Origin of the sequence: Chryseobacterium sp. MYb264, from assembly GCF_035974275.1 — a bacterium.
GTDB lineage: Bacteria > Bacteroidota > Bacteroidia > Flavobacteriales > Weeksellaceae > Chryseobacterium.
Window position 1 is genome coordinate 2,093,331 of sequence record NZ_CP142422.1, and the last position, 24,109, is coordinate 2,117,439.

The 24,109-nt window shown below is 34.9% G+C and carries 17 protein-coding genes; 2 read left to right on the forward strand and 15 right to left on the reverse strand.

The window, feature by feature from the left end; all coding sequences use genetic code 11:
* Positions 1–34 precede the first annotated feature (34 nt).
* From VUJ46_RS08890 to VUJ46_RS08910, 5 genes are all read right to left on the reverse strand, one after another.
* Positions 35–175, reverse strand: coding sequence for a hypothetical protein (locus VUJ46_RS08890; protein ID WP_326984626.1), 141 nt, complete (start codon positions 173–175; stop codon positions 35–37).
* A 61-nt stretch (positions 176–236) separates the two neighbouring features.
* Positions 237–1,256, reverse strand: a complete 1,020-nt coding sequence (locus VUJ46_RS08895; protein ID WP_326984627.1) for a helix-turn-helix transcriptional regulator — start codon at positions 1,254–1,256, stop codon at positions 237–239.
* A 106-nt stretch (positions 1,257–1,362) separates the two neighbouring features.
* The gene (locus tag VUJ46_RS08900) at positions 1,363–2,703 is read right to left on the reverse strand and encodes an IS5 family transposase (RefSeq protein WP_326981209.1); all 1,341 of its coding nucleotides are present in this window, start codon (positions 2,701–2,703) and stop codon (positions 1,363–1,365) included.
* 238 nt (positions 2,704–2,941) lie between these two features.
* Entirely contained in the window at positions 2,942–3,274 is a 333-nt protein-coding gene (locus VUJ46_RS08905; protein WP_326985087.1) for a HopJ type III effector protein, read from the reverse strand.
* Positions 3,268–7,272, reverse strand: a complete 4,005-nt coding sequence (locus VUJ46_RS08910; RefSeq protein WP_326984628.1) for an AAA domain-containing protein — start codon at positions 7,270–7,272, stop codon at positions 3,268–3,270. Before VUJ46_RS08910 ends, VUJ46_RS08905 begins: the two co-directional genes overlap by 7 nt.
* A 682-nt stretch (positions 7,273–7,954) precedes the next feature.
* Here VUJ46_RS08910 and VUJ46_RS22990 point away from each other — a divergent pair.
* Positions 7,955–8,755 carry an RtcB family protein gene (locus VUJ46_RS22990; RefSeq protein WP_442784952.1) on the forward strand — a complete coding sequence of 267 codons (801 nt, stop codon included), beginning with the start codon at positions 7,955–7,957 and terminating at the stop codon, positions 8,753–8,755.
* Positions 8,756–8,849: 94 nt separating this feature from the next.
* On the opposite strand, the gene VUJ46_RS08920 is transcribed toward VUJ46_RS22990, so the two are convergent.
* A complete protein-coding gene (locus VUJ46_RS08920; RefSeq protein ID WP_326984630.1) occupies positions 8,850–10,466 on the reverse strand; it encodes a reverse transcriptase/maturase family protein in 1,617 nt (538 codons plus the stop codon).
* Positions 10,467–10,821: 355 nt separating this feature from the next.
* Here VUJ46_RS08920 and VUJ46_RS08925 point away from each other — a divergent pair, with 355 nt between their 5' ends.
* A complete protein-coding gene (locus tag VUJ46_RS08925; protein ID WP_326984631.1) occupies positions 10,822–12,018 on the forward strand; it encodes a hypothetical protein in 1,197 nt (398 codons plus the stop codon).
* Positions 12,019–13,133: 1,115 nt separating this feature from the next.
* Here the strand turns inward: VUJ46_RS08925 and VUJ46_RS08930 are convergent.
* The 9 genes from VUJ46_RS08930 to VUJ46_RS08970 form a co-directional block, all read right to left on the reverse strand.
* Positions 13,134–14,507, reverse strand: coding sequence for a peptidylprolyl isomerase (locus VUJ46_RS08930; RefSeq protein ID WP_326984632.1), 1,374 nt, complete (start codon positions 14,505–14,507; stop codon positions 13,134–13,136).
* Between the two features lie 87 nt (positions 14,508–14,594).
* Positions 14,595–15,518 (reverse strand): PfkB family carbohydrate kinase, encoded by a 924-nt coding sequence (locus VUJ46_RS08935; protein ID WP_326984633.1) that lies wholly within the window; start codon positions 15,516–15,518, stop codon positions 14,595–14,597.
* A gap of 31 nt (positions 15,519–15,549) precedes the next feature.
* A complete protein-coding gene (gene gldD / locus VUJ46_RS08940) occupies positions 15,550–16,107 on the reverse strand; it encodes a gliding motility lipoprotein GldD (protein ID WP_326984634.1) in 558 nt (185 codons plus the stop codon).
* Positions 16,108–16,432: 325 nt separating this feature from the next.
* Positions 16,433–17,476, reverse strand: a complete 1,044-nt coding sequence (gene mutY / locus VUJ46_RS08945) for an A/G-specific adenine glycosylase (RefSeq protein ID WP_326984635.1) — start codon at positions 17,474–17,476, stop codon at positions 16,433–16,435.
* Between the two features lie 105 nt (positions 17,477–17,581).
* Complete coding sequence (locus VUJ46_RS08950) at positions 17,582–18,004, reverse strand: hypothetical protein (protein WP_326984636.1); 423 nt, start codon at positions 18,002–18,004, stop codon at positions 17,582–17,584.
* A gap of 115 nt (positions 18,005–18,119) precedes the next feature.
* Positions 18,120–19,484, reverse strand: a complete 1,365-nt coding sequence (locus VUJ46_RS08955; protein WP_326984637.1) for a DUF5458 family protein — start codon at positions 19,482–19,484, stop codon at positions 18,120–18,122.
* A 21-nt stretch (positions 19,485–19,505) separates the two neighbouring features.
* Positions 19,506–20,054, reverse strand: a complete 549-nt coding sequence (locus VUJ46_RS08960) for a hypothetical protein (RefSeq protein WP_326984638.1) — start codon at positions 20,052–20,054, stop codon at positions 19,506–19,508.
* Between the two features lie 153 nt (positions 20,055–20,207).
* The gene (locus tag VUJ46_RS08965) at positions 20,208–22,304 is read right to left on the reverse strand and encodes a M13 family metallopeptidase (protein WP_326984639.1); all 2,097 of its coding nucleotides are present in this window, start codon (positions 22,302–22,304) and stop codon (positions 20,208–20,210) included.
* 190 nt (positions 22,305–22,494) lie between these two features.
* Positions 22,495–24,078: a calcineurin-like phosphoesterase family protein gene (locus VUJ46_RS08970; protein WP_326984640.1), complete on the reverse strand. Its 1,584-nt coding sequence runs from the start codon at positions 24,076–24,078 to the stop codon at positions 22,495–22,497.
* Positions 24,079–24,109 lie beyond the last annotated feature (31 nt).

Below are 24,109 nucleotides of genomic sequence, written 5' to 3' on the forward strand. Positions count from 1 at the left end.
AACAATCTCTTTCTATAATTGTAACCGGACTCATCTAAACAGATTCAGGAAGCTGTTTTTTCTCGTCTTCTTTATTATACTTTTCGTCCAGCTTTTCTGATATTTTCTTGACGATAAATTCAATCACCAAAGGTGCTACAATAGCGACAACTGCTTTTAATATTCTTGATTTCATATTACTTATTTTATTTTTTGATTACTACAATTTCCAAGCCACAAACATAGGACGAAAATCATCAATCTTCATCATCCAAAACAAGATTTTCATAATTCTTACTTCCTGCCCTGAATTTTTCTTCTAATCGTAATCGAAGTTTTCGGGGTTTATGAACAATCAACGATTCGCCAAATCCCAATAAAAGTCTTTCCAATTCATAATTCAGCTGCACGCAGATTTTAAAAACAGTGCCGTCACTCGATTCGCGTATAATTTCCTGACTTGTATGCAGAGGCTTTGTCTTAATATACGGTGCATTATGAGAATCCACAAAAAACACAACGTTTCTCGGAGCCATCGTGGGCGAAACCGTAACGCCAACGATATCTTTAAAATACTCGTCGCCATCCAGATTTTTGTCAATATATTCAATATTTTCCTCAATTTGAATACTTTCCATTCTGTCCAACGCCAAATTATAAGCATATTGTTTATTAAAACAGATCAAAAACCATCGGTTATTGAATTCCTTCAACAATTGCGGATGTACAATATACGAATCTGATTCTATTGCCTTAAAACTTTTATACGTAACTCTTAAAACCTTTTTATGAAGAATCGCATCGTACAGCACATCAATATGCTCCAATCCTTTCAACTGTTCATTTTTATCTAAATGAATAATTGATTTCTGATTGGTAGAATGAATAGAATCCTCCAATTTCTGGATCACCCCGTTCATCTCTTTGAACATCGAAAAATCCTTGAACTGCTTTAAAATCTGCACCGCATTATTCATGGCCTTCAGATCACTTTCGTTCACCGAAATATTATGAATACTGTATTCAGGATCACTGTATCGATAGTATTTCCTTTCAAAAACCTCAATCGGTGCTTCATACCCGAATTTCTCACTTCGCATATTCTGCAAATCCAGCTGTACTGTACGTTTGCTGACGAAAGACTCCTTCCCTTCATACTCAAACAAAGCTTCGGAACATTCATCGATCAGATCTTCCAAAGTATATTTTCGGTATTTGTTCTTGAGACATTTGTCCAAAGTTTTATAACGGATAAGAGCATTTTTATTGGATGACATAGTTTTCTTTCATTTTTATTTGGGCTTATATCTTCGTTTTCCTATTGCAAACCTCATAGGTTTTGAAAACCTATGAGGTTTCCTTTACCCATTATTTAGTCGCTCCTTAAAAAGCTGTTTTTTGACTTTGAAAATTATATTTGCCTAAAAAGATTCGGAGAACAAGTTCGAGCCAAAGAAGAATTTGTTGTTTGATTTGATTCAATCTCATCTTCAAATTGTATCCAATCCCTGCTAATAATGCATTATTAATATCTCCAGCCACTCCTTTCAGGAAGTTTAATCCTAAGGAGTGGTTTCTTTTTAAATGAGAGATACAAGGTTCTATGGCTGCTCTTGCCCGGAATCTTAATCTGGCTACTTGTTGCCCATATTTTGTTTTTTCTTTTTTTGCGGGAAGCAAAATTGCTGTTCCTTCCACTTCTTTGATTCCTTTAAATCCTCTGTCTGTAGTGGCTTTCGTAGGTCTTGTTCCGCCAACGGATTTTCTTACCCTCTCACTCTGTGCCAATGATTCTTCAAGAGTTTTACTATCGTGAGGATTGCCAGAAAATCTCTTTACCGAGCTGATGATCCCTGTTTTCCGACCTCTTACTACTGCTACTTTTGTCCCAAACTCGTATGCTTTTCCCGATTTTCCTTTCGCAATACACGCAACTTGTGGCTCGTGAAGACTGTAAATTTTATCTTTCGTGGTACGTTCTTGGGTGAGTGCTTTAAGGTAAATTTTAAAAACGTCTTCGTAGCCTTTCAAAACATCTTTAGGAAGTTTTCTTTCCAATTCCCGAAGAACTCTTTTACCAATCGTCCTGAGCTTTTTCCTCGCCATTTTTGCCTTCTTCTGTCTTCTGGGATGATGTCCAAAAAAAGCGTCCCGCAATAATTGTTTGCTCACTCTTCTGTAGCTTTGTCTTTGTACAACGCTCTCTTTTTCTGCTATTTTTCTACAATTGTCGATTACTTTTTTTGCTAATTTGGCATCGGTAGGAAAGGTAATGTTCTTCTCCTGAACCGTCGTATCTACCTGAACTTCATCTTCTGTTTTGGCTTTGGGATGGAGAGAAACGCTTTGTCCCAAAAGAAATTCCAAACCCTTATCTCCAATTCTTTTTCTGAAGTGTACAAAATTGCTCGGATCGAAAGGCTGCTCTGTCTGGAAAAAGGTTTCTCCGGTAAAATATTGCCAATACGCATTCTCAATCCATCTCTCTATTACACTTTCATCACTTTCTTTAAACATTTCCTTGAGCAAAAGCATTCCTGCTATTTTACGGATAGCAATAGAAGGTCTTCCGTTTTCTGAAAATAATTTCTCAAACTCTGACTCCATTTTATCCCAGGAAATCTCCCCAGCTAATTTTACCACCGGATGCTCCATATTAATAAGCTCCGTAAGCCTGGTCTTGAATAAATTCTGCTGTAAATCCTCTCTTATTTTGCCTAACATTTTGCCACTTTTTATATCCTAAAAATACAATTTATTGCAATTTTTTACAACGATTTTTTACGAAATATAAGTGCATAAAACTGATAATCAAAATATTACTTGGTTTTTAAGGAATGACTATTTAGGCTAAGATTAAGGATTAGGATTAAGTTACTAACTGCGTAAAATTCCCCTCCCCTGGAGGGGTGGCGAAAATTCGTAGAATTTTTGACGGGGTGGTAAAAAACTGATTCTCTAATTATTTTTTACTCAAAGCCTCACCTTCAAAAGCAATTCCATCCCAACCAAACTCCATAAAATTTCTTATATTCTGATGATCTGTTCCTTCAGGATTTTTCAGTACATCTTCTCTGTAAAATTCTCCGAAAAGGTTTAATGTTTCCTCTTTAGACAAATCATTCAGTTTCGCATAGCTGAAAACTTTACACGAACCGTTATTCTGATTTTCTTCATTCACCGTGTTCCCGTTTGTGAATTTTGTCGGGGTAAAGTCGTAATTCTCATCAATAAATGCGATTACCTCTTTAAACTGAATCGTTTCCGGTGAATTTTTTAATTGTTCTGTCATGATATTTTTTTATATATTTTCTGTATTTCCGCGTCCAGGTTTTGCCAGCAGTTCTGGCTCCATATTCTAACGTATTCAAAACCTGCATTCCGCACTATTTTTTCTTTATGTACATCTTCCAGATAGCCCAGATTTCCTGTATATTTCTCTTTGCTCATCGCTTCGATAATTATTGATTTTCCATTTTCTTTTTCAATCAGAATATCAAATTCATAGCCTCCGAAATGATGATTTTTCAACATTTTTAATTGAGAAAAATCTTTCTGCAGGCGATTATAAATCACATCGATAAAAGCATTCGAATTTGTATTTTTATTCGAATCCTTAGCGAACCCGAACTGATCCAAAGTATTCAGAATTTCCAGTCTTTGGGTTTCATTTTTATCACTTACCGCTTTACAATACGCAAGGTAAGCATACAAAACGGCCTTTCTGTTATTCGAACCTTCCTGCTGCAAAGCTTCTTTATAATTCGAGAAAATCTCTTCAGGAATCGAATTGCAGACATAGATTTTTTCCTTTGCTCTGGTGATAATCACATTCAGCAGTTTATATCCTTTCGTGTGATTGATCGGGCCAAAACTCTGGATAAATTTCCAACCGGATTTTCTTCCGTAAGTGGTCGACATAATGATGATATCCCTTTCATCACCCTGAATATTTTCAAGGTTTTTAATAAACAATCCTGCCGCTTCTAACCCCTGAATTTTTTCTTTAAAAACTTCATTTCCCGGAAGATTGATCTGCTGAACAATTTGTCTTTTAATATAATTTCGCTGAGAAATATTAAAGGTCGCAATGCCTACCGACGGATAATTTCCATCTTTTAATGGCTGAATTTTTTTTAGAATTTCTAATACCTTCTCCGCTTCTTCTTTATTGGTATGATCATCAAAAACGCCATCCACCTGATAGAATTCAATCGGCAACGTTTCAGATTTTGTCGGAAGAGGCTTTAAACGCGAATTATAAAACGCATGATTAGAAAAATCAATCAGATAAGGATGTTTAGAACGATAATGAAAATCCAGATGATTCTTTTCAAACTGACTTTCAGTGGCAAAATCTAATAAAGATTCGATATTTAACAATGAATTTTTATAGGTGATGACTTCATTTTCAGATTCTATTTCATCTTCATCTTCAATAATTCCGTCAAAAACTTTACTGAAATAATTCGATGGTGGCATCTGATGTTCGTCTCCTGCAATAATAATATTTTTCCCTTTCAGCATCGCAGGAAGGTTATCTTCCAGTTTCAGCTGACTCGCTTCATCGAAAACAACGTTATCGAAGTAAAAATTCTTTCCCTGAAAAAGATTACTACACGCATCCGGAGTCGTGAGAATAATCGGAAAAAAGTCAGTAAAAAGATCAATATCTTTCTGAACAATTTGCCTCAACGTTAATCTTTTATGATTGACACTGCTTCTCTTATTATAAAGATTGGCAACCGTAATATCTTTATTCGTCTGTTCAAATTTCTTTACCGCATTCTGCTGAGAATCATTCCAGAAATACTGAATAAAATTCTGTTGAGAAAATCCGTATTGCTTAATCTGTTTCGATATTTCTTCGTAATTCTTTTCGCTAAAATTAAGTTTAGCATCAGAATGTCTGTTCAGCAATAACGGAAAATAAGCAGCGTAAAAAGAAGTCTTCCAATCATTAACCGAATACAACCTTTCCAATACTTTTTTCTGAAAAACAGTCAGCGGCTGATTGAAATAAAACCAGTTAAATTCTTTTAAAAATGGGTTTTCAGGATGACTTCTATATGACCTGTATTGATCTAAAACAGAAATTAAATATTCATCGAAGTTTTGATAGGTATTTCCAAAATTCAGGTCTTTTATCCATTGATCAGTCGAAATACTTTTTTTCAATTGCTGAATACGCTGAGCAATGATTTCCGTTTCTTTTCCTGAAACTACAGAATCAAATACATTCAGGAAATCAATGGTGTTAAACTGCTCTTCCAGCTTTGAAGAAAACTCCGACTGTAAATTTTGTATTTTCTGACGGTAATTCAGAATTTCGTTTTTATTGTTCCAGAGGTGATCCGAAAGCTCAATCGAAGGAAAAAATTCACTTAAACTGATCTGTTTTATCGATGAACTTATCTCCAACAGTCTTTTCTGATTGCTGATTTTCTTTTTCTTTTCGGAAGAAAACAAAGCCATGAACTTGTAGAAAAATCCGTTCGTCATTTCAGGATGAAACTCTTCAGAATTCTTATTCAGAACAGAAGTGATGATTTCTGTTTCGTTGATTAATGAAGTTATTTTTTGAAGATTCTGGCTAAAATCCAGCTTTCTTTTTTCTTCATAAACGGGTTTAAAATCAATAATCAAAGACTGAATTTCATCCCACCTATTTTCATAATTCTGAAAGGATGTATCTAAATTCTGCAGACTGTTATGAAAATTCTCGCTAATCAGCTTTTCCGAATTAATAAATGATGATTTTTCAAAAGGCTGATATTCCTTATACACCTCTTTTCCCTTTTCCAGTACATATTCAATCTCTTTAAACTCCTCTCCGGAAAAGGAAAACTGAATATCCTGAATAGTGATATTTTCTTTGGTTTCCTGAAATTTCAACAGATCCGCAACAATTTCGGTGAGATTTTTTCCGGGAATCAAATCTGAATTCAACAATTCATGAACCTCGTTGATCGTTGTTTTATGCTGTAAAATGTCTACAAGCTGATCTTGCAGCGACTGAACGGAAAAAGGCTGTCCCGGTTTCTTGAAATCAGCAGGATCAATGGTATTTCTTACCGCATCCACCACAGGTTTCCGGTCTGAAACACTGTCTTTAATCATAATACAATATCGTTCCAGTCCTAATTTATGAAGAGCATTATACAAAACTTCCAGTGCCGTTTGCTTTTCGCAGACCACAATCGTTTTTTGTTTATTTTCCAATGCATTCACCAAAACAGCAGTCAGCGTCTGACTTTTCCCCGTTCCCGGAGGTCCCTGAATCAGGATTTTAGTCTGTGATTTTAACGATTCCAGAATTCCCTGTTGAGAAGGATCGGTTTCAATAGATGTTATGGATTGAAAATCCGGCTTTATATTGTTTTCAAGAGGTTTAAATTCCTTTTTTAACGATTCATAATCATTGATTATATTCTGTTTCTGGACTTCAAAAATGGAGAAAACACCAGATTTAATGATGATTGCATCACCTTTATTCTGGAGTTGGTCTTCGTAAGAGGTTTTAGCTTTAATCAGCGGAATTTCCTCGTAATTATTTAAGATAAAATCAAGATTCTGAGTGATTTTAAGCTGTCCCAATAAGGTCTGGCAGATTTCCAGCAACTCAGGTTTATCTATTTTTCCGTCGGCGAGCATTTCTTCAGGAATCTGCTCCAGTGTAATTCCGGAATCACTTTGTAAATGGTTAATTAAAACTTCATTCACATAAATAGGATCATCTTCCGTTCTGCTGATTTCCCAGGTATTCAGTTCGTTGACCGGTTTAATCGTCACCGACCAGATTAAAATAGGCGAAGCCGAAATCTGTCCGTCCATATCTTTTCGGATCAGAATCGGGAAGCCGAAGCCCAGAGAATTAATTCCTTTCTCCGATTGAATGACATCATTTTGAAAGATCAGATTTTCGAGGCTGGCAGACAGTTTTTCAAGGGCTGCCTTTTTGGTTTTATCTTTAGTAAGAGAAATTCCGGTTGTGCTTTTTTCGGTTTCTTCCTTTTCATCATCAAACAGATAAATGCTGTCTTTTAGCTCTTCTTTAGAAACCTCATCGGAAATTTTATCGTGAATGGAGAATTTAAAATTAACGTTCTTCTGAGTTAACAGGTTAATGATAAAATGCTCGGGCAGACTTTTATGAATTTCTGAAAGTCGGGCAAGATCAAATTTATATCTTGAGCTTCCGGGAATAGCATTGAGATGAACACCTCTTCTGTTACCTGTTTTCAGTTTATTTTGAAATGCCTGAAATATTTCCGGAGTTAAGTTTTCCATCATGCCTAAAAATAATTTTTGAATAAAAATATGAATTTTTTCTAATACGCAAAAACATTGCACACTTTAGTTTTTACTTTGCATCAACAAAATGAAAGAACACATGGAATTTAACGGAAACAACTTAATTGAATTAGGATATAGACCAGCGAAATGGTTTGCTGAAGCTTTGGAACATATCAACGAAAATCAATTAGATGAAAATCAAATCGCAGAATATTTGGAACAATTTAAACAACCGGAATTGATTCCGCTTCATGAGACGGCAAAAGATTTTGTCATCAACATCCGCGCTGAACATGAAAGTGAAACCGATAACGTGGAAAAAGTAATCAACACCATGAAAGTTCTGATGAAAACTCCAACTTTGGTTGCCGGAGCGATTATGCCCGATGCCTGTCCGACAGGTCCTGTGGGTCAGATTCCCGTTGGTGGAGTTGTTGTCGCAAAAAACGCGATTCATCCGGGATTCCATAGCGCCGATATCTGTTGTTCGGTGATGTTGACAGATTTTGGAAAGGCAGATCCCAAAGAAGTTCTGGATGCCGCCCATTCCATCACCCATTTCGGATACGGAGGGAGACCGAGAGGTGAGCAAATGGAGATGTCTCAGGAATTGATGGATGCTTTCAGAGCAAATGATTTCCTGAATGATGAGAAATTAATAAGCATTGCCCGTTCTCATATGGGTACGCAGGGTGACGGAAACCATTTCCTGTTTGTCGGAATTTCTAAAAATACCGGAAATACAATGTTGGTGACGCATCACGGTTCAAGAGCGCCCGGAGCTGCTTTGTATGATAAAGGAATGAAGGTTGCGAATAAATTCAGAATAGAAAATTCTCCTGAAACATTGAGAGAAAATGCCTGGATTCCCTACGAATCTATAGAAGGAAAATCGTATTGGGAAGCGCTTCAGTTGATCAGAACATGGACGAAAGAAAACCATACCTCTATTCACGATGCTACTTTAAACAAATTAGGAATCGAGAAAGAAGATCGATATTGGAACGAACATAATTTCGTTTTCAAGGATGGAGATTTGTTTTACCACGCCAAAGGGGCAACGCCTCTGGATGATAAATTTATGCCGGATATTACGGGACCGAGATTGATTCCGTTGAATATGTCAGAACCCGTTTTGATCGTTCAGGGAAAAACAAATGAAAGAAACCTTGGTTTTGCGCCACACGGAGCGGGAAGAAATTTCAGCAGAAGTCAGCATAAAAAATCATTGGCTCATAAAACAATTGATGAAGTTTTTGAAGAAGAAACCAAAGGATTAGATATCCGTTTCTTCTCCAATGAAATTGATATTTCGGAACTTCCGACCGCTTATAAAAGTGCTAAAAATGTAAGAGCACAAATTGAAGAATACGGACTTTGCGAAGTTTTGGATGAAGTGATGCCTTACGGATGTATTATGGCGGGAGATGTGCAGAAAAATGCGCCTTGGAAGAGGAAGAAGAAGTTTAGGAAGGCTTAGGTTCTTGATAAACATCTTATTTAAAAATCTTCACACAGTTTGTTATTCCTTAAGAATCTAAACTCATAAATTATTTTTAAAAACTATATTTGAATTATTTTAGATGCCTTTTTATTGCGGTGTGTACAATATGTTTTCTTTTTCGCAACTGTTTTTCAAAATGATTCGACTGAAATATGTCACAACATCTTTTAACGTAACCCATATAATTAGAATTTTTTGTATTTGACTTGATTTCTTTACTAATAAAACTATATTCTCCTTTTTCGTTTAATTCTAAAATTGATCTTTTTCTAAATTTTTGTTTTAGCTCGTTACTTTCCGAATCAATCTCTCGCAAAGGTTTATTATAAAGTTTTTTTATTTGATTTAAATAAATAGCTTTCTTTTGAAATGGATCTTTCTGATTTACTTTAATAGTTCTCCGCGCCCTTCTTTTTACAATACTAATTAATCTTCGATAAAACTTGGCAAGATTGGTTGATTTTATATGAACGTTAAATCCTCTAAATTCAAAGCCCAAATAGATTAATGGCGAATTGATCGACCTACTTCCGTCTCCATTTATTTTTACAGACGTTAATCTCTTTTGTTTTAATTTATTAAATTCAAGGTGTTCAAATATAAAAACTTCTGTCTTAGCAGTGCTTATTTCAACTTTACTTTCTTGAATTAAACTTTCTATATATTTTTTAATCTCATCAATCTCATCTGTTTTACATATTATAACAATGTCATCTGAATATCTCCTGTAATAAACATTTCGAATATTAACAAGATTTTCAATAATTGTTTTATCAAAATCAAACAAATAAATATTTGCTAATACAGCACTTATAGGCAATCCCTGAGGAATTCCAACAATTTGTTTCTCCTTATTTCTAAAAGGATTTTTGTAAATCCTTAATCTACCAGCTTTTATATGCTTTCGAAAATCTTCATTTGAATCGAAAAAACATTTAAATCCTCTTTTCCTTCTAATCTCAGCTAATCTACTTTCATCAAATTGAGATTTTCTTCCTGTTTTTTTATTAAATTTTCTCAGATCGTCTTTTAAAACATAACTGAAATTAGTGCAGGATTTAAAAACATTGTAATGGTCATTTGGAAGTTTTTCTTCATCAATAATGAAAGCCCATTTTTCTTTTAAAATTTTATGATCCAATGAAGAAAAGAAACCTTTAATATCGAAAGTTAAAACCGCAGTTTTTTCATTTTTTTCAGTTCTTAATTTAATTTCATCAAAAACCTCTTTTGCAAAATGTATTGTACTTTTCCCTTTATCAGAATATTCCTCGGTTTTTATTTTCCTGTAAGCAGTAACGCAATCAGATAATTTTTCAGTAGCTAAAAGTTTTTCTTCATATTTTGCATTTAATAAATTTGCATAATAACCGTATACTAGGGCATCATAATGACTAGCATAATGTAATGGTCTTAGCTTAGATGACTTTTCTGTGTGTCCGGTTTTTTCTACAGTATGTTTGTGCGAACGTCCAATTGATATATGTTTTGTGGAATCGTGCTTTTTAAACTTCCTCTCTTTGATAAATGAATGCATTAGGGGATAAAATGCATATTTTGATACAAATTCTTTATTTTCGATTTGTCTTTTATATGACCGCCAATTTTCACCAATTTTTAAGCTTGGTGTTATATGTAGATATCCTTTTGATTTTAACCAATCTGGAATGTTCTGAGAGTTATACATATAAAAATACTTGTGCATTAAGTTCTAGCGATAATGATATTTATTTTACATACATCCCGAAGGAGCGGACCAGTACCCAATTACTGAGTCATCGTGTGTTTCGTAAATTATAACATAACAGCAAAATCAATAGATATGACCTTGACTTACATCAAATTATTTAGTACCTTTACAGCTGGCTTAACCCTGATGGGCGAGCTACTGTTGATAAATTTCATACCTGAATATCTTACATATTCAGTAAAGCTAAAAAGCCCTTTAGTCCTAACTAGTTGTAAAAAATCAACTTTCTGCACAAGTCTAGCAAATATAACATTATAATTGTTAAATTTACGAAAAACAATAACTATAATCTATGGAAAATATTAAACTTGGGGATTTATACTCACTCAAAAATCATCCTTTTGGAAATGGTTTTACAGATGTTAAAATTTCTGCACTCGCTTTAATGACACCACCTATTTTAGTAGTTTCTGAAATTCAAAATTCCCCTAAAGAATATGATTCGGAAACGGGAAATGAAAAAAGCAAACAGATTAGATGCATTTTTTTCTCCCATAAAACACAAAGATTCGAAAACAATTGGTTTGATATAAATATTCTCAAAGAAATTACAGAAGTTAATCAAGAAGAACATGAAGAAAGTGTAAGAGATGATGGAGATATTCAAACTAAAAATCTATCTAACTTTACTTATCCTAAGACATTTTCTATAGAGGATATTAGAAATTTTTTTTTATACAAGCAAGTTGTTTTAAAATCCTGTGATTTAGAATTAGGAAAGTTAAAAACTACTTTTAGCCAAACAGATCAGAGGTCAGTAGATAAAATTACCGCTCATTTAGATTTTTTATCACCTGTCTTAACAGTAATCGACGTGAAATTAAATGATGAGAAAATCGGCTTTAATCCTAAATCTGGTAATCCAAAAAAAATAACTTCAATTTTTTTACTAAAGTGTAAATGGTACAATTCATTCTCTGGAACATTTTCAGAAGAATTTATACCAATTGAAACTGTGGAAATTATTGAACACTCAAATTCGGCAGAACTTGTTTCTAGATTAATTTTAACAAAAGAATTTATTAAACAAAAATTAGAGCAACCTATTAAATTAGAAAACGGTGTTATGCTAGAACATACATATGCAAGACCAGACGAATTGACCTTCAATCATTACAAATACAAATTGAAATACTACGATTTCTTGAGATCTAAAACTTTAGAAATGGATTTATCAGATTTCAAAAGTGATGATGATAGTGCTAAGATTGATGATATAATTCTACGGAAAATACCTGACTATGATTCTGGGCTTAAAAAGTTCAATACTGTAATTGATTTCACTTTTAATAAAAATACATATTATAGAATAACTTATAAAGATGCTAAAGATAGAATAACAGATCGTATTATTTATGTCAAAAAATTCGAGCCAAAGACAATAATTATTGCCGATTGCCTACTACGCAACGGACAAGAGAGGCATTTTAGAGTCAGTGATTCAAGTATTCTAAAAATTGAAATCTTAGAGCAAAAATATTTTAAATAGATTGTGAAATTTTAAAATCAATATAATCTTAAACTCTAGCCATCCGAAGTCCTCCGACTTCGGTGTTTTTGTTTCCAATAAAGCTACCACCCGATACCGCGGATTTGCAATCCGTGCCTACCCTCGCTACCGCACGATTATATCGTGTGGTTTAATAACCATAATCTTTTAAAATATTTAGCAAAACTTATGAAATATACCCCCAAGGATTGTAGAACTTATAATGATGACTCGTCATTATATTTTTATAAAGATAAAAACTTTTAAGAAATTATTGGATAATAAAAATGCCACCCTCGCTACCGCACGATTGTATCGTGTGGTTTAATAACCAAAATCTTTTAAAATATTTAGCAAAAAATATGAAATATATCCCCAGGATTGTAGAACTTATAATGAGGACTCATCATTATATTTTTATAAAGATAAAACTTTTAAGAAATTATTGGATAATAAAAATGCCACACGAAAGGATTCGTGCGGCAGCGGGGGTTTTTAAGGCGCAAGGATTTTATCTAAGATAAAATTGAAGACTGCATACTATGGCCACGAATGCAAGAATATTTTACATCCCACATATTACTCAGATTTCGCAGATTTAGAACCCATTAGTAGAAAATCAAAGATTTTCAAAAACTTAGGTGCACTTCTATGCAGCTTAACATTAAGCTTAAATAACTAAAGTGTTAAAAAAAAATTTTGTGACTTTTGACTCCGTCGAAATATCATTCATCGACTGAAAGAAGATAATCTTCGATTTGTGGTTAAATTTTTGTCACGAATGCGCAAATATTTTTATTTCCCACAGATCGCAGATTTTCCACAGATGATGATGCTCATTTTTTATGGCTTCAACTTTGTGATCTTTTATCAGTAGAACGGCTTGGTGAGCCTTAAAAACGAGTAGTAGTAAAACAACCTTTGAGGACTTTGTGTTCAATATGTAAAGTGTAAGAAAAAGAATCTGCGTCATTTGCAAAATCTGCGAGAGCAAAAAATTTCATCTTACATGATCTAAACTTTTTTGCCTGGCCCCCAACTTTTGTACTTGATCCTAGATTTCCCAGCCTGAATTTTTAATAAAAAAAAACCTTCCAAACGGAAGGTTTTCTTATTTATTTTTTGATGGCATCTTTACTCCAGTTGCCTTTCAGCTGACAGGTGTCGTAACGCTTGTCGATGGAAATGAAGGTGGTTGGTAATTTTGAATTCACAAACTTTTCAACCATTTCGCTTTTCTTCTTATTGAGTGCCATTTGCTTTATTCTGTCGTAGTCAGTTTCAAGCTTAATCTGGTGCGCCGGGATTACATCTTCAATTTTGATGATCTTTACCACTTTTCTTTCTCTGTCATCAACATCATCAAAAGCTGTAGTGATATCATCTTTATTAAGACCTGCTAATTCGTAGCTGATTGTACCTGGGATACTTTCTCTCTCCAGTCTGTTTGAACCATCGGATCCAGGAATTACACCTCCGTTGAACTTCGTTCTTTTATCATCAGAAAATTTGAATGCAGCATCTTTAAAGGTAATCTTTCCGTCAATAATCATCGTTCTGATACTGTCCAGTTTCTTTTTAGCCGTTGCAATTTCCTCGTCTGTAGGCGTAGCCTTCAAAAGAATGTGTCTTGCATCATACTGCTTTCCTGATTTTTTGATCAGCTGAATCAAGTGATAACCGAATTCAGATTCCACAGGATCAGCTATTTCACCTTCCTGAAGGTTCAGGGCAGTAGCCTCGAAAGACTTTACCATCTGTCCTTTATTGATGTTTTTATATAAACCACCGTTAGAGGCAGATCCTGTATCTTCAGAATAAATTCTTGCCTGACTTTCAAAAGTTTCTCCCCCCTGAATGTCTGCTTTTATTTTCTTTAATCTATTGATAAGATCCTGTTTGTGAGCTTCTGTAAGCTTTGGAGTCATTTCAATCTGCGCTAAAGAAACCTCATCTTTGATCTCAGGAAGCTGGCTTTTGTATAAGTTATAGAAATCTGTTACTTCATTTGGTGTAACATCAGCTTTTTCAGTTACTCTCTGGTATTTTGCCTGTCCGTAATAAGTATCCGTATCAATTTTTTCAATGGCGTTTTTCATTTCATAGCCATTTCTGAATTTATACGCTGCCAACATTGTTTTCTCGTCCGGAAACTGAGAAAGCATCTGCTGATACTTAGCATTCGCCTGATCTTTGATCGCTGCAGAACGGTTTTCAATTAAGGTATCTTTTTTAGCTTCATATACCAAAAGCTTATTGTTCAGAAGATTTTCTAGGAAATCGCACTTATCAACATTACTGGAAGCCCCTTGTTGTTTTGCGTAGTTGATCTGCTCATTGATATCAGACTCCAACACAATTTCATCACCAATTACAGCAGCAATACCATCCACTAATTCTCCTTGTTTTAGCTGAGCTTTCATGGTATTTGTAGCAAATAACATGATGAAAACTCCAAAAAGAAAAGTGATTTTTAGTTTATTTATCATTTTACTATTTTAAACAAGTTGCAAATTTATAATTCTTAATGAATTACACTCAATTTTTTATTATAAATATTTCTTAAAAAGATTTATTTACTGAAGTTCAACATCAAAAGTTGTTAATTCTTTAAATTGTCTCAATCTGCTGAACATATCTGCCTCGTTTACTTCCTGAATTCTTTCTGTCCCGAATTTTTCTACCGTGAAAGAAGCCATTGCAGATCCTACGATCAAAGCTGATTTCATCGTTTCAAAGTCGATTTTATCTTTTTTAGCCAAATATGCTGCAAAACCTCCTGCAAAAGTATCTCCCGCACCTGTTGGATCAAATACATCTTCTAACGGTAACGCAGGAATTGCAAATACTTTGCTATCATGGAAAAGTAAAGCTCCGTGCTCTCCTTTTTTAATGATCACATATTTTGGTCCCATCGTGTGGATTTTCTTCGCTGCTTTTACCAAAGAATACTCTCCTGAAAGTTGTCTTGCTTCTTCATCGTTGATTGTAATAACATCTGTTTTAGCAATCATATCCATTAAAATATCCAAAGCAGAATCCATCCAGAAATTCATGGTATCAAGAATCACCAATTTCGGACGCGTATTCATTTTTTCAAGAACTGAAAGTTGTACTCCCGGGTGAAGGTTTCCTAACAATAAGATCTCAGCATCCTGCATAGAATCTGGAATTTTCGGGTCGAAGTTCTCTAAAACGTTTACTTCAGTAGCCAACGTATCTCTGGTGTTCAAATCGTTGTGGTATTTTCCTGCCCAGAAGAAAGTTTTTCCTTCTTTTACGATCTCAAGACCTTCAATGTTTATATCTCTATTGGTAAACATATCCAGATGTTCTTGTGGGAAATCTCCTCCTACTACAGAAACGATTCCTGATTTTACTCCCAAAATAGACGAAGTAATACCGATATAAGTAGCAGCACCTCCTAAAATTTTATCTGTTTTCCCAAATGGCGTTTCGATTGCATCAAATGCAACACTTCCTACAACTAAAAGTTTCATATTTTTTTCAAAGTATATTTTAAAAACTAAATTATTTTTTCCATTCAAAAGTGTCCAGCAGGTGTTTCATATCTTTTTTGATATAATCTACCGCGGGAGCAAGAGAATCCGGTTTCGGTCTCGTGTTAAAGTATAAATAGGCAGTCACGAAATGCTTCGTACTGTCTGTAATGTAAAATTGAAGATTGGAAGCCGTTTGCCCTTTCAGTTCATAGAAATTTCCGTAGACCTTTTTTTCAGGATATTCGAAAGATTTCGTATCGATTGCACTGGCTTTAATGGTATGTTCGTACACCATTTTTTCAGCTTCTTTAATATGTGAGTCAAAATCATTTTGTATCGGATAGTAGGTTACGAAAACTTTAGCCTTCATTTTAGGATAGTTCATGTAATACCAGCAAGGTTTTTTAGCATCCGTGATTTTGGCAAAATCCGAATATTCAAAAGTATAAGCACAATTGTTTTCAAATTTCTGATATTTCGGAGCCGGATATTCCAGACGAAGTTCTCCGTATGGCTTGGGAATAGGATCTTTTCCACAAGACAGCAGCAGTAACGACACGAAAATAAAAATGACTTTTTTAATCATTTTGCAAAAGTACAAATTAGATTTCAGATTTTAAGAGACAAATTTCAGCATTTCAATGCGTTTTGAATTTGAAAATTGTTAAAGTTGAATTCTTGTTACCGTTTTTTAGTTTTTAACGCAAAGAGCATTAAGGATTTTTTTGACTACTATGTTTTTTTAAGTTTGCGAAGGCCTTACACTTAATTGAGATTTCAAAGATTTTAACCTTATGAATCATCATACATTTTGTCATTCTGTAAGAATCTAAGCAATTATTTTTTTTAATTAAATCGCTAATACGATGTTTAGATTACTACGGAATGACAAGTACATGGTAATTTGTGTATTACAAAATTCTATACGCCTTATCATAACTCTGAATATAATTTTCCAACGGTTTTGGGAAAGACATTTGGTGAGAAAGCTCAATATCTGTTGTCATATATTCATTTTCGGCGACAAATTTAGTCCAGGCTTCTTCTGAATCTACCTCAACATTAAAAATTTCTATGCTTAAATTTTTATGGGTCAGCTTATGATTAACTGCTTTTACGCTTTTAATAAATGGAATTAAATCATCAGAAATCGTCGGTGGAAATTCAAATAATTTCTTCCAGATAAAATCATCTTTTCTCTGCTGAATTAAAAATTCTCCGTTTCTATGAACGAAATAATATTTGAGATCTAAATCTTCCGCTTTTACTTTTTTCTTCTTAACAGGAAATTCTGAGATTTTATTTAATGAAAAAGCTAAACAATCATTATCTAAAGGGCATTCTCCGCAAAGAGGATTTTTAGGCTTACAGACTTCCGAACCTAAATCCATCATTGCCTGATTAAAATCGCCAACATTTTCAGGTAAAATTAAATGGGCCAGTTCAGAAAAATAATTGAACGCTCTTGAATTTGAAATATCGAAATCATCAGCAAACAATCGGCTCAATACACGATAAAAATTACCGTCGACCGCAGGAATCTTGCCATCAAAACAAATACTGGAAACCGCAGCAGCTGTATATTTCCCGACTCCTTTCAGTTTTAAAATTTCATCATATTCATTAGGAAATACTCCTCCAAAATCGTTCATAATCTGCAGAGCTGCTTTATGAACATTAATCGCTCTTGAATAATATCCCAACCCTTTCCAATATAATAAAACCTCATTTTCATCGGCCTCCGCCAATGTTTTTGCGTCCGGAAATCTTTTGATGAAATTATTATAATGATTCAGCCCTTGTTGGATTCTCGTTTGCTGAAAAACAATCTCACAAATCCAGATTTTATAAGGATCTTTGGTTTGTCTGAACGGTAAATCACGGGCATTTTTTTTGTACCATATCAGAAGCTGATTTCCGATATGTCTAAAGTCTGCGTTTTCTATCTTTTCCAAAAGTTTTTGTCTTCTTCATTTAAATACTTCAACAAATTCAGCATGACATTTCTTAAAATCACAACACTGAACCTGCGCAAGCATTTTATTGTTGCAAAGATAAGTTTATTTCGTTTCTTTTTGAAGAGGATAAACAGGTGCCCCCGGCACCCACTGATATTTTATTTTCCTTTCTTCTGCAATAAAACGGAAACCTTTCAGCATTTCAAGAAAAATATAGGAAGGTTCTTTTTTTAAATTTAACTTTTCAGTAGAAATAATTTCCAGCGGAAAACTGACCACTGAATCCCGGGTCGTCTTTTCTATATCTCCTGAGAAAATTTTATAGATAAAAAACGGTTTACCCCGTCCTGAAGAGCTGTCAATAAGTTTTGTATCAGAAGTGGAAAGTACCATATCACTTTTATCATATGCTTCATCTTCACTCATCACGTAGGCGTTGTTTTCGGATCTTTCATCTTTAAAAAGATCAACTTTATATTCATCCGGCCTTTGGTATTTTTTTTCACAGCTCAATAAAAAAACCATAAAAATTAAAGGTAAGAAATACTTCAGCCTTAATTTCATATTCAATTTCATTAGATTTGGTAGAAAAAAACCGATGTTTCAAGGCATCGGTTTTCATATTATAATTCGTTTATATTTAATCCTGAAGATATTCAGCATCCCATTCGTTGCCATCGTCTCCTTTATGTCCGTCCAGTTTAATAACAAAACTTTTTGTAGGGAAATAAGGCGTTAAACGAATATCCAGCCAAACTCTGTCTTTGTTCACTTTATCCTGCTCGAAACGAACAATTTTGAACTTTTCGATCAGTTTATCAGCACCTTTGATACCGTCTAAGAAAGTAACAATCTGTCTTCTCAAATCGTCTTCGTTTCTTGCATTCCAGTTTTCGAAAGCTCTTCTGTTCAGGAAATCAAGCAAAACTTTGGTTACGTAATCGAACACACGAACCACAGAATAGGTCTGAAGCCCGATATTGTCTCCCGTAAACAATGTTTTTGCAGAGAAAGCCATGATTTTTCCATATTCGTTGACCATAGGAACCAATCCCATTTTTTCCAACTGAGAAATCTCACTTTTCTTTAATTCAAATTTCACGGCATCCACTTCGTTGATATTACCATGCTTTTTACCTGCCGCCACCTGAGACATCAATGTTTTATGGATCTTTCCTGCCAATGAAGTTGAAGGCGGAAGCTCTACATTTTCCTCCTCACCTACTTCTTCAGCCTTTCCACGACCTACCAGCCAGTTACACGTCATAATTACGTTACTTCTGTGCAATTCTCCACCGGTAAGATTCGCAGAATGGAATAAATCTACCACGTCATCCGGTTTATCCAAATTAGCAAAATCCGTAACCATCATGACCTTGTTTTCGTTGCAGATCTTCGCCCATTTTTCAATCACTTTATTAGATCCTAAATATCCAGGAATCGCAAGGATTGAATAGTTATCTCTAAGATCTAAACGGTCGTAATAATTTTTGAATTCCTCAGCAATTGCATCGATATACATAGGATTGTCCAGATCTGAAACCTGATCCAGACTTGCATTAACGATGCTCACATTATCTACTTTGTCAAGCTCAGTATTTTTGTAGAATTGCGCTACCGTTCTGTAGTTTGTTTCCAACAAACGTACAGCATCCAACGTATTTTTAAGGTTTGATTTAAGATTCTGATCGGCGGCCTGTGCTTTAGATTTGCACGTATCTGCCATTTTATCAGCGCTTTCATTTTTTTCCAACAGATCTACCCAAAGGTTAATTTTCTGAAGTAATTCTTTTCTTTCGTCTGATTTATTATTGTCGTTAAGGAAAATTTCTTTCCTGGCCTTTCTTGTAGGATTCATATTGGCGATACCGTCTACAACGGATTCTATAAAGCCAAAACCTCCTATTTTACTAAGCTCGGCAAGCGGATTACCTTTCGGTTGACCTGCGTGTTGCTGCTGTTGTCCTTGTTGTTGGTTCTCAGCTGCCTGTAATTTACTATCCATGATTAATGTAAAGTCTTTAGGTTATTTTTCAAGTTCTTGTGCCACTTCTTTCAACGCCTCCACGAAAGCAGCTCTTGTCTGCTCGTTTTCCAGCATATTACGCAGAATTTTATTTGTTTTCAGCTGGCGGACAATTTTATTGTATTGTTCCTGCTCCATGCTGAGCTGCTGCAAATAATCTGATTTCTGAGTAAGATTTTTGGGAGTGAAATCCGCAAGATTCTGAAAACGGAACTCTTCTTCTACCACGTTTCCATCTTCTGTTTCATGCTGTACTGCCACAGAAGGCTGAAAGTGCCTGAAGACATCTTCCACGGTTTTTAATCCTGTTACAATTTCAGGGGTATAAGATTCATCTGTTGTAAGCTGGCTCACAATCAGCGACTTGTTTTCCTGTATGTCCTGAATAGCTTCATTAGCGTCTACTTTTACCTCGTTGCCGCCAACACCATAATTAAACATTGCCATATTATTATTATTTTGAGATTTGCTGTTTTGGTGTGAATTGGTTTTACCTGAATCAAATAACTGACCAATCCAATGTTTAAAATTAAAAAAAAACTGTAACATACAAAATTTTGTTAAGATTTTTCTTGAAATATTTAATTTAATTAACTAAATATCATTTTAAAATTAATATTTTGCAAGATACTAAACTAGGAAAAATAAATAAAAAACGCATCATTTCTGATGCGTTTCTTTTCTAACAATTTTTGGTTTGTCTTACCAAATTTTTATTCTGTCCTGAGGAGCTTTATACATTTTGTCTCCAGGTTTGATATCAAATGCTTTGATGAAGGCGTCCTGATTTACCAACGGACCAAATGCTCTGTAGATTCCCGGCGAGTGCGGATCTGTCTTCACCTGATTCGTCATATACTGATCGGTAGCTTTCGTTCTCCAAACCGTAGCCCAGCTCATGAAAAATCTCTGATCCTGCGTGAAACCACTGATCAACCCAGGGTTTCCTTTATCTTTAAGAAACATCTGAAGTGCATCGTAAGCAACCGCTACTCCACCAAGGTCACCGATATTTTCTCCACTGGTAAATTTACCGTTGACGAAACTTCCTTTCACAGGCTCGTAAGTGCTGTACTGAGCAGCCAACTGCCCTACTTTAGCATCAAAGTTTTTACGGTCTGCATCCGTCCACCAGTTATTCAGGTTACCGTCTCCGTCGAATCTTGAACCGCTATCGTCGAATCCGTGAGAAATTTCGTGACCGATTACCGCTCCGATTCCTCCGAAGTTCACCGCAGCATCTGCTTTCGGATTGTAGAAAGGAGGCTGAAGGATTGCAGCAGGGAACACAATCTCGTTATTTGATCCGCTATAGTAAGCATTTACCGTTTGCGGAGTCATTCCCCATTCTGTTTTGTCCACAGGCTTTCCTACTTTGTCTAAACTTCTCTGATATTGCCATGCAGCAACATGCTGAAGGTTTGAATATAATGTTGCTCCTTCTTTCGGAGAATCCACTTTCAATTGAGTATAATCCTTCCATTTATCCGGATAGGCTATCTTCACTGTGAATTTTGATAATTTTTCCTGAGCTTTCACTTTGGTATCAGGAGACATCCAATCCATATCATTGATATGTGTTTTGAATGATTTTAAGATATACTGAATATACATCTCCATCTGCGCTTTCGCTTCAGGTGTAAAATATTTCTCTACGTATAATTTACCAAAAGCTTCACCCAATACGCCATTCACTAAAGAAAGACCTCTTTTGTTCATCGGGCGCTGCTCTTTTTGTCCCTGAAGATATTTAGAATAGAAATCAAATCTGATCTGCTCTAATTTTTCATCTAAATTGCTTGCATTTCCGTTAATCAAATGATATTTCAGATAATCTTTTAACAGAGGAAGATTCTTTTGGGTAATGAACTGATCCATATTCTGGTAATATTTCAGCTCTCCGATAATTACCCTGTTGGTATCTACACCTGCATCTTTAAGATATTTAGTAAGGTTTATATTTTTAACCAAACCTCCCAGCTCAGATACATTTTTAGGGTTATATCTTAAATTGGCATCTCTGTTTTGCTCAAGAGTCAGTAAATAATTTCCTAATTGTTTTTCGAAATCAACTACATTTTTTGCAGAAGCTTCCGCATTTTTATATCCTAAAACACCGAATAATTTTCCAACATACGATTGGTATTCTGCTAATGTTTTGGTGTTGGCATCATTGACTTTCTGATAGTAATCTCTTCCCAAGCCCAAATCGGGACCACCAAGATATACGGCATTCATTTTAGAATCCTTCAAATCTGCACCTACTCTCCATCCGTAGAAAGAGTTGTCGCCCAGTCTTGTTGCTTCCAAAAGGTATTTCTGTAAATCGTTAAGATTTTTAATGGCATCAATTTTTCCCAAATCTGCTTTGATCGGAGCCAATCCTTCTGCATTTCTTTTATTAGTATCCATAAAAGAAGCGTAAAGATTCTGGATTTTCTGTCCTTCAGAACCCGCAGGATAAGATTCTGATAAAATTCCGTTCAGAATTTCAAGAGACGCATCATCCACATTTTCTCTTAAGGCATTGAAAGATCCCCAACTTGCTTTATCAGAAGGTATCTGTGTGGTTTTCACCCAATTTCCGTTTACATAGCTAAAAAAATCATCTTGCGGACGAACACTTTTATCCATATATGATAAATTGATCCCCTCCTCTTTCACTTCTTCTTTCTTCACCGGTTCTGCCACAACAGCCTTCTCAGTTTTCTGCGCTGCATCCGCGGTTTTTGTTGTACCACATGAGTTAAAAAACACCAGCCCCGAAAAGGCAAGTATCCCAATATTTAGCTTTTTCATTAAAGATAATTTTTGATTTTACACAAACGTATCAAATATACGAATAATTTTAAGTTAACAATAGTTTGTGATCTATTGAAAAGCAAAGGTTTTAAATTTCAGAAAAAAAGATTTGTAAAGATCCAAAATTACATAAAAAACCGGCTTTAAAAGCCGGTTTCAAATTGAAAGTATAGTAAAAAAATGAAAACTAAGGAATAGAAATTGAGTTTTGAACCTCAAATTCCTCCGCCGCTGAGAATTGATTGCCGTACATATCCGTCGCTCTTACCTCAACTTTGTGTTTTCCCAGTGTTAATTTATTTCCAAATCCTCCTTCCCAGATGTGTTTAGATATTTCAGGGTTGGAAGGTCTTCTGCCCGGGAACAGATTTTTTGTAGAATCCCATTTGAATACAGACAGAGCAAAATTCGGGTCAATGGTTTCGTTATAATTCATTTCTTCCCATTTTCCACCGTCTATTCTGTATTCAACTTTGTCTTTTTTGCTTCCCATAAAGAAATTCGCCAATACTTTAGCCGAAGTTTTTGATGGATAAGGAATGACTTTCGGAACATACAATTTGATCTGATAATCTTCCGGTTTTCCCGCTGTTTTATAAGAAACTTTATACTGATTATCATTAAAACTGATGAAAGAATATCCTTTCGCAGTTCCATCTCTCATGGTAGAAGTCGGCAATCCTGCGTCGTCTGCAGTTCCGGACCACCAGTCGCCACAAGTAGTTCCTACGTTATATTCATGAAGATCTTTAGCACCATTCCATCCTGCTTTTTTTCCGTAGAAAATCTGCTGCTGAATGTGTGTATGAGCTGATAATAACAATGCATTCGGGAACGGACTTAAAAAATCGAATAATTTCTGACGATCTGCATTTCTGAAATTATCTTCATTCGTATGCTCCAACGGAATATGGAAAGAAACCACGATCAGTTTATTTTTATCAACTAATTTCAAATCGTTTTCGATAAACTGCAACTGATCTTCACGGAAACCACCCCAATACCCTTTTCCATCTCTCGGATCGGGATACAAAATATCATCTAAAACGATGAAGTGAACATTTCCATAATTAAAAGAATAATTTGCAGGACCGAAAGTTGCTTCAAAAGTTTCATCAGACAGATAATCTTCTTTAGCATCATAATTCATGTCGTGATTTCCCATCACATTATACCAAGGCAACCCGATTTCTTTCATTACATCAGCATAAGGTTTTTGAAGGCTTAAATTATCTCCCACCAAATCACCCAGCGTAATTCCGAAAACGGTATTTTTCTTAGTGGTTTTTACTTCATTTACAATCGCTCTTCTGAAATAATCCAACTGCTTTTCCGTGTAAGGTTGCGGATCTCCGAAAACCAGAATATCGAAGTTTTTATTTTCGTTTTGTTTATGTAAAGCAAAATTCACTTCTTTCGGAAGCTCACCCGTTGGCGCAGTTCCTTTATATTTAAAATCTGCCGGAGAACCTTTTGGCTTATACTGATAATAATATTGAGGCAAATTATTTCCGTTCAATGCCACCTGATAACCTGAAGGTTTGATTACAAAAACCGTTTGTCCATCTTGGATTGGTAAGCTGTATCTTCCGTTTTTATCCGTTAAAACCACTTGCGCACCGTTGGAAACTGCCACACCCTCAATTCCTTTTTCAGGGTTTTCTTTTTTCTGATTTTTATTAAGATCTTCAAAAACATAGCCCGAAACTGAAGCTTGAGAAAAAGCCATCGCCGAAATCAATAAGCCTGGCATTAAAAATTTTATATTCATGTTGATTTTTTAAATAATTAATATTAAATGG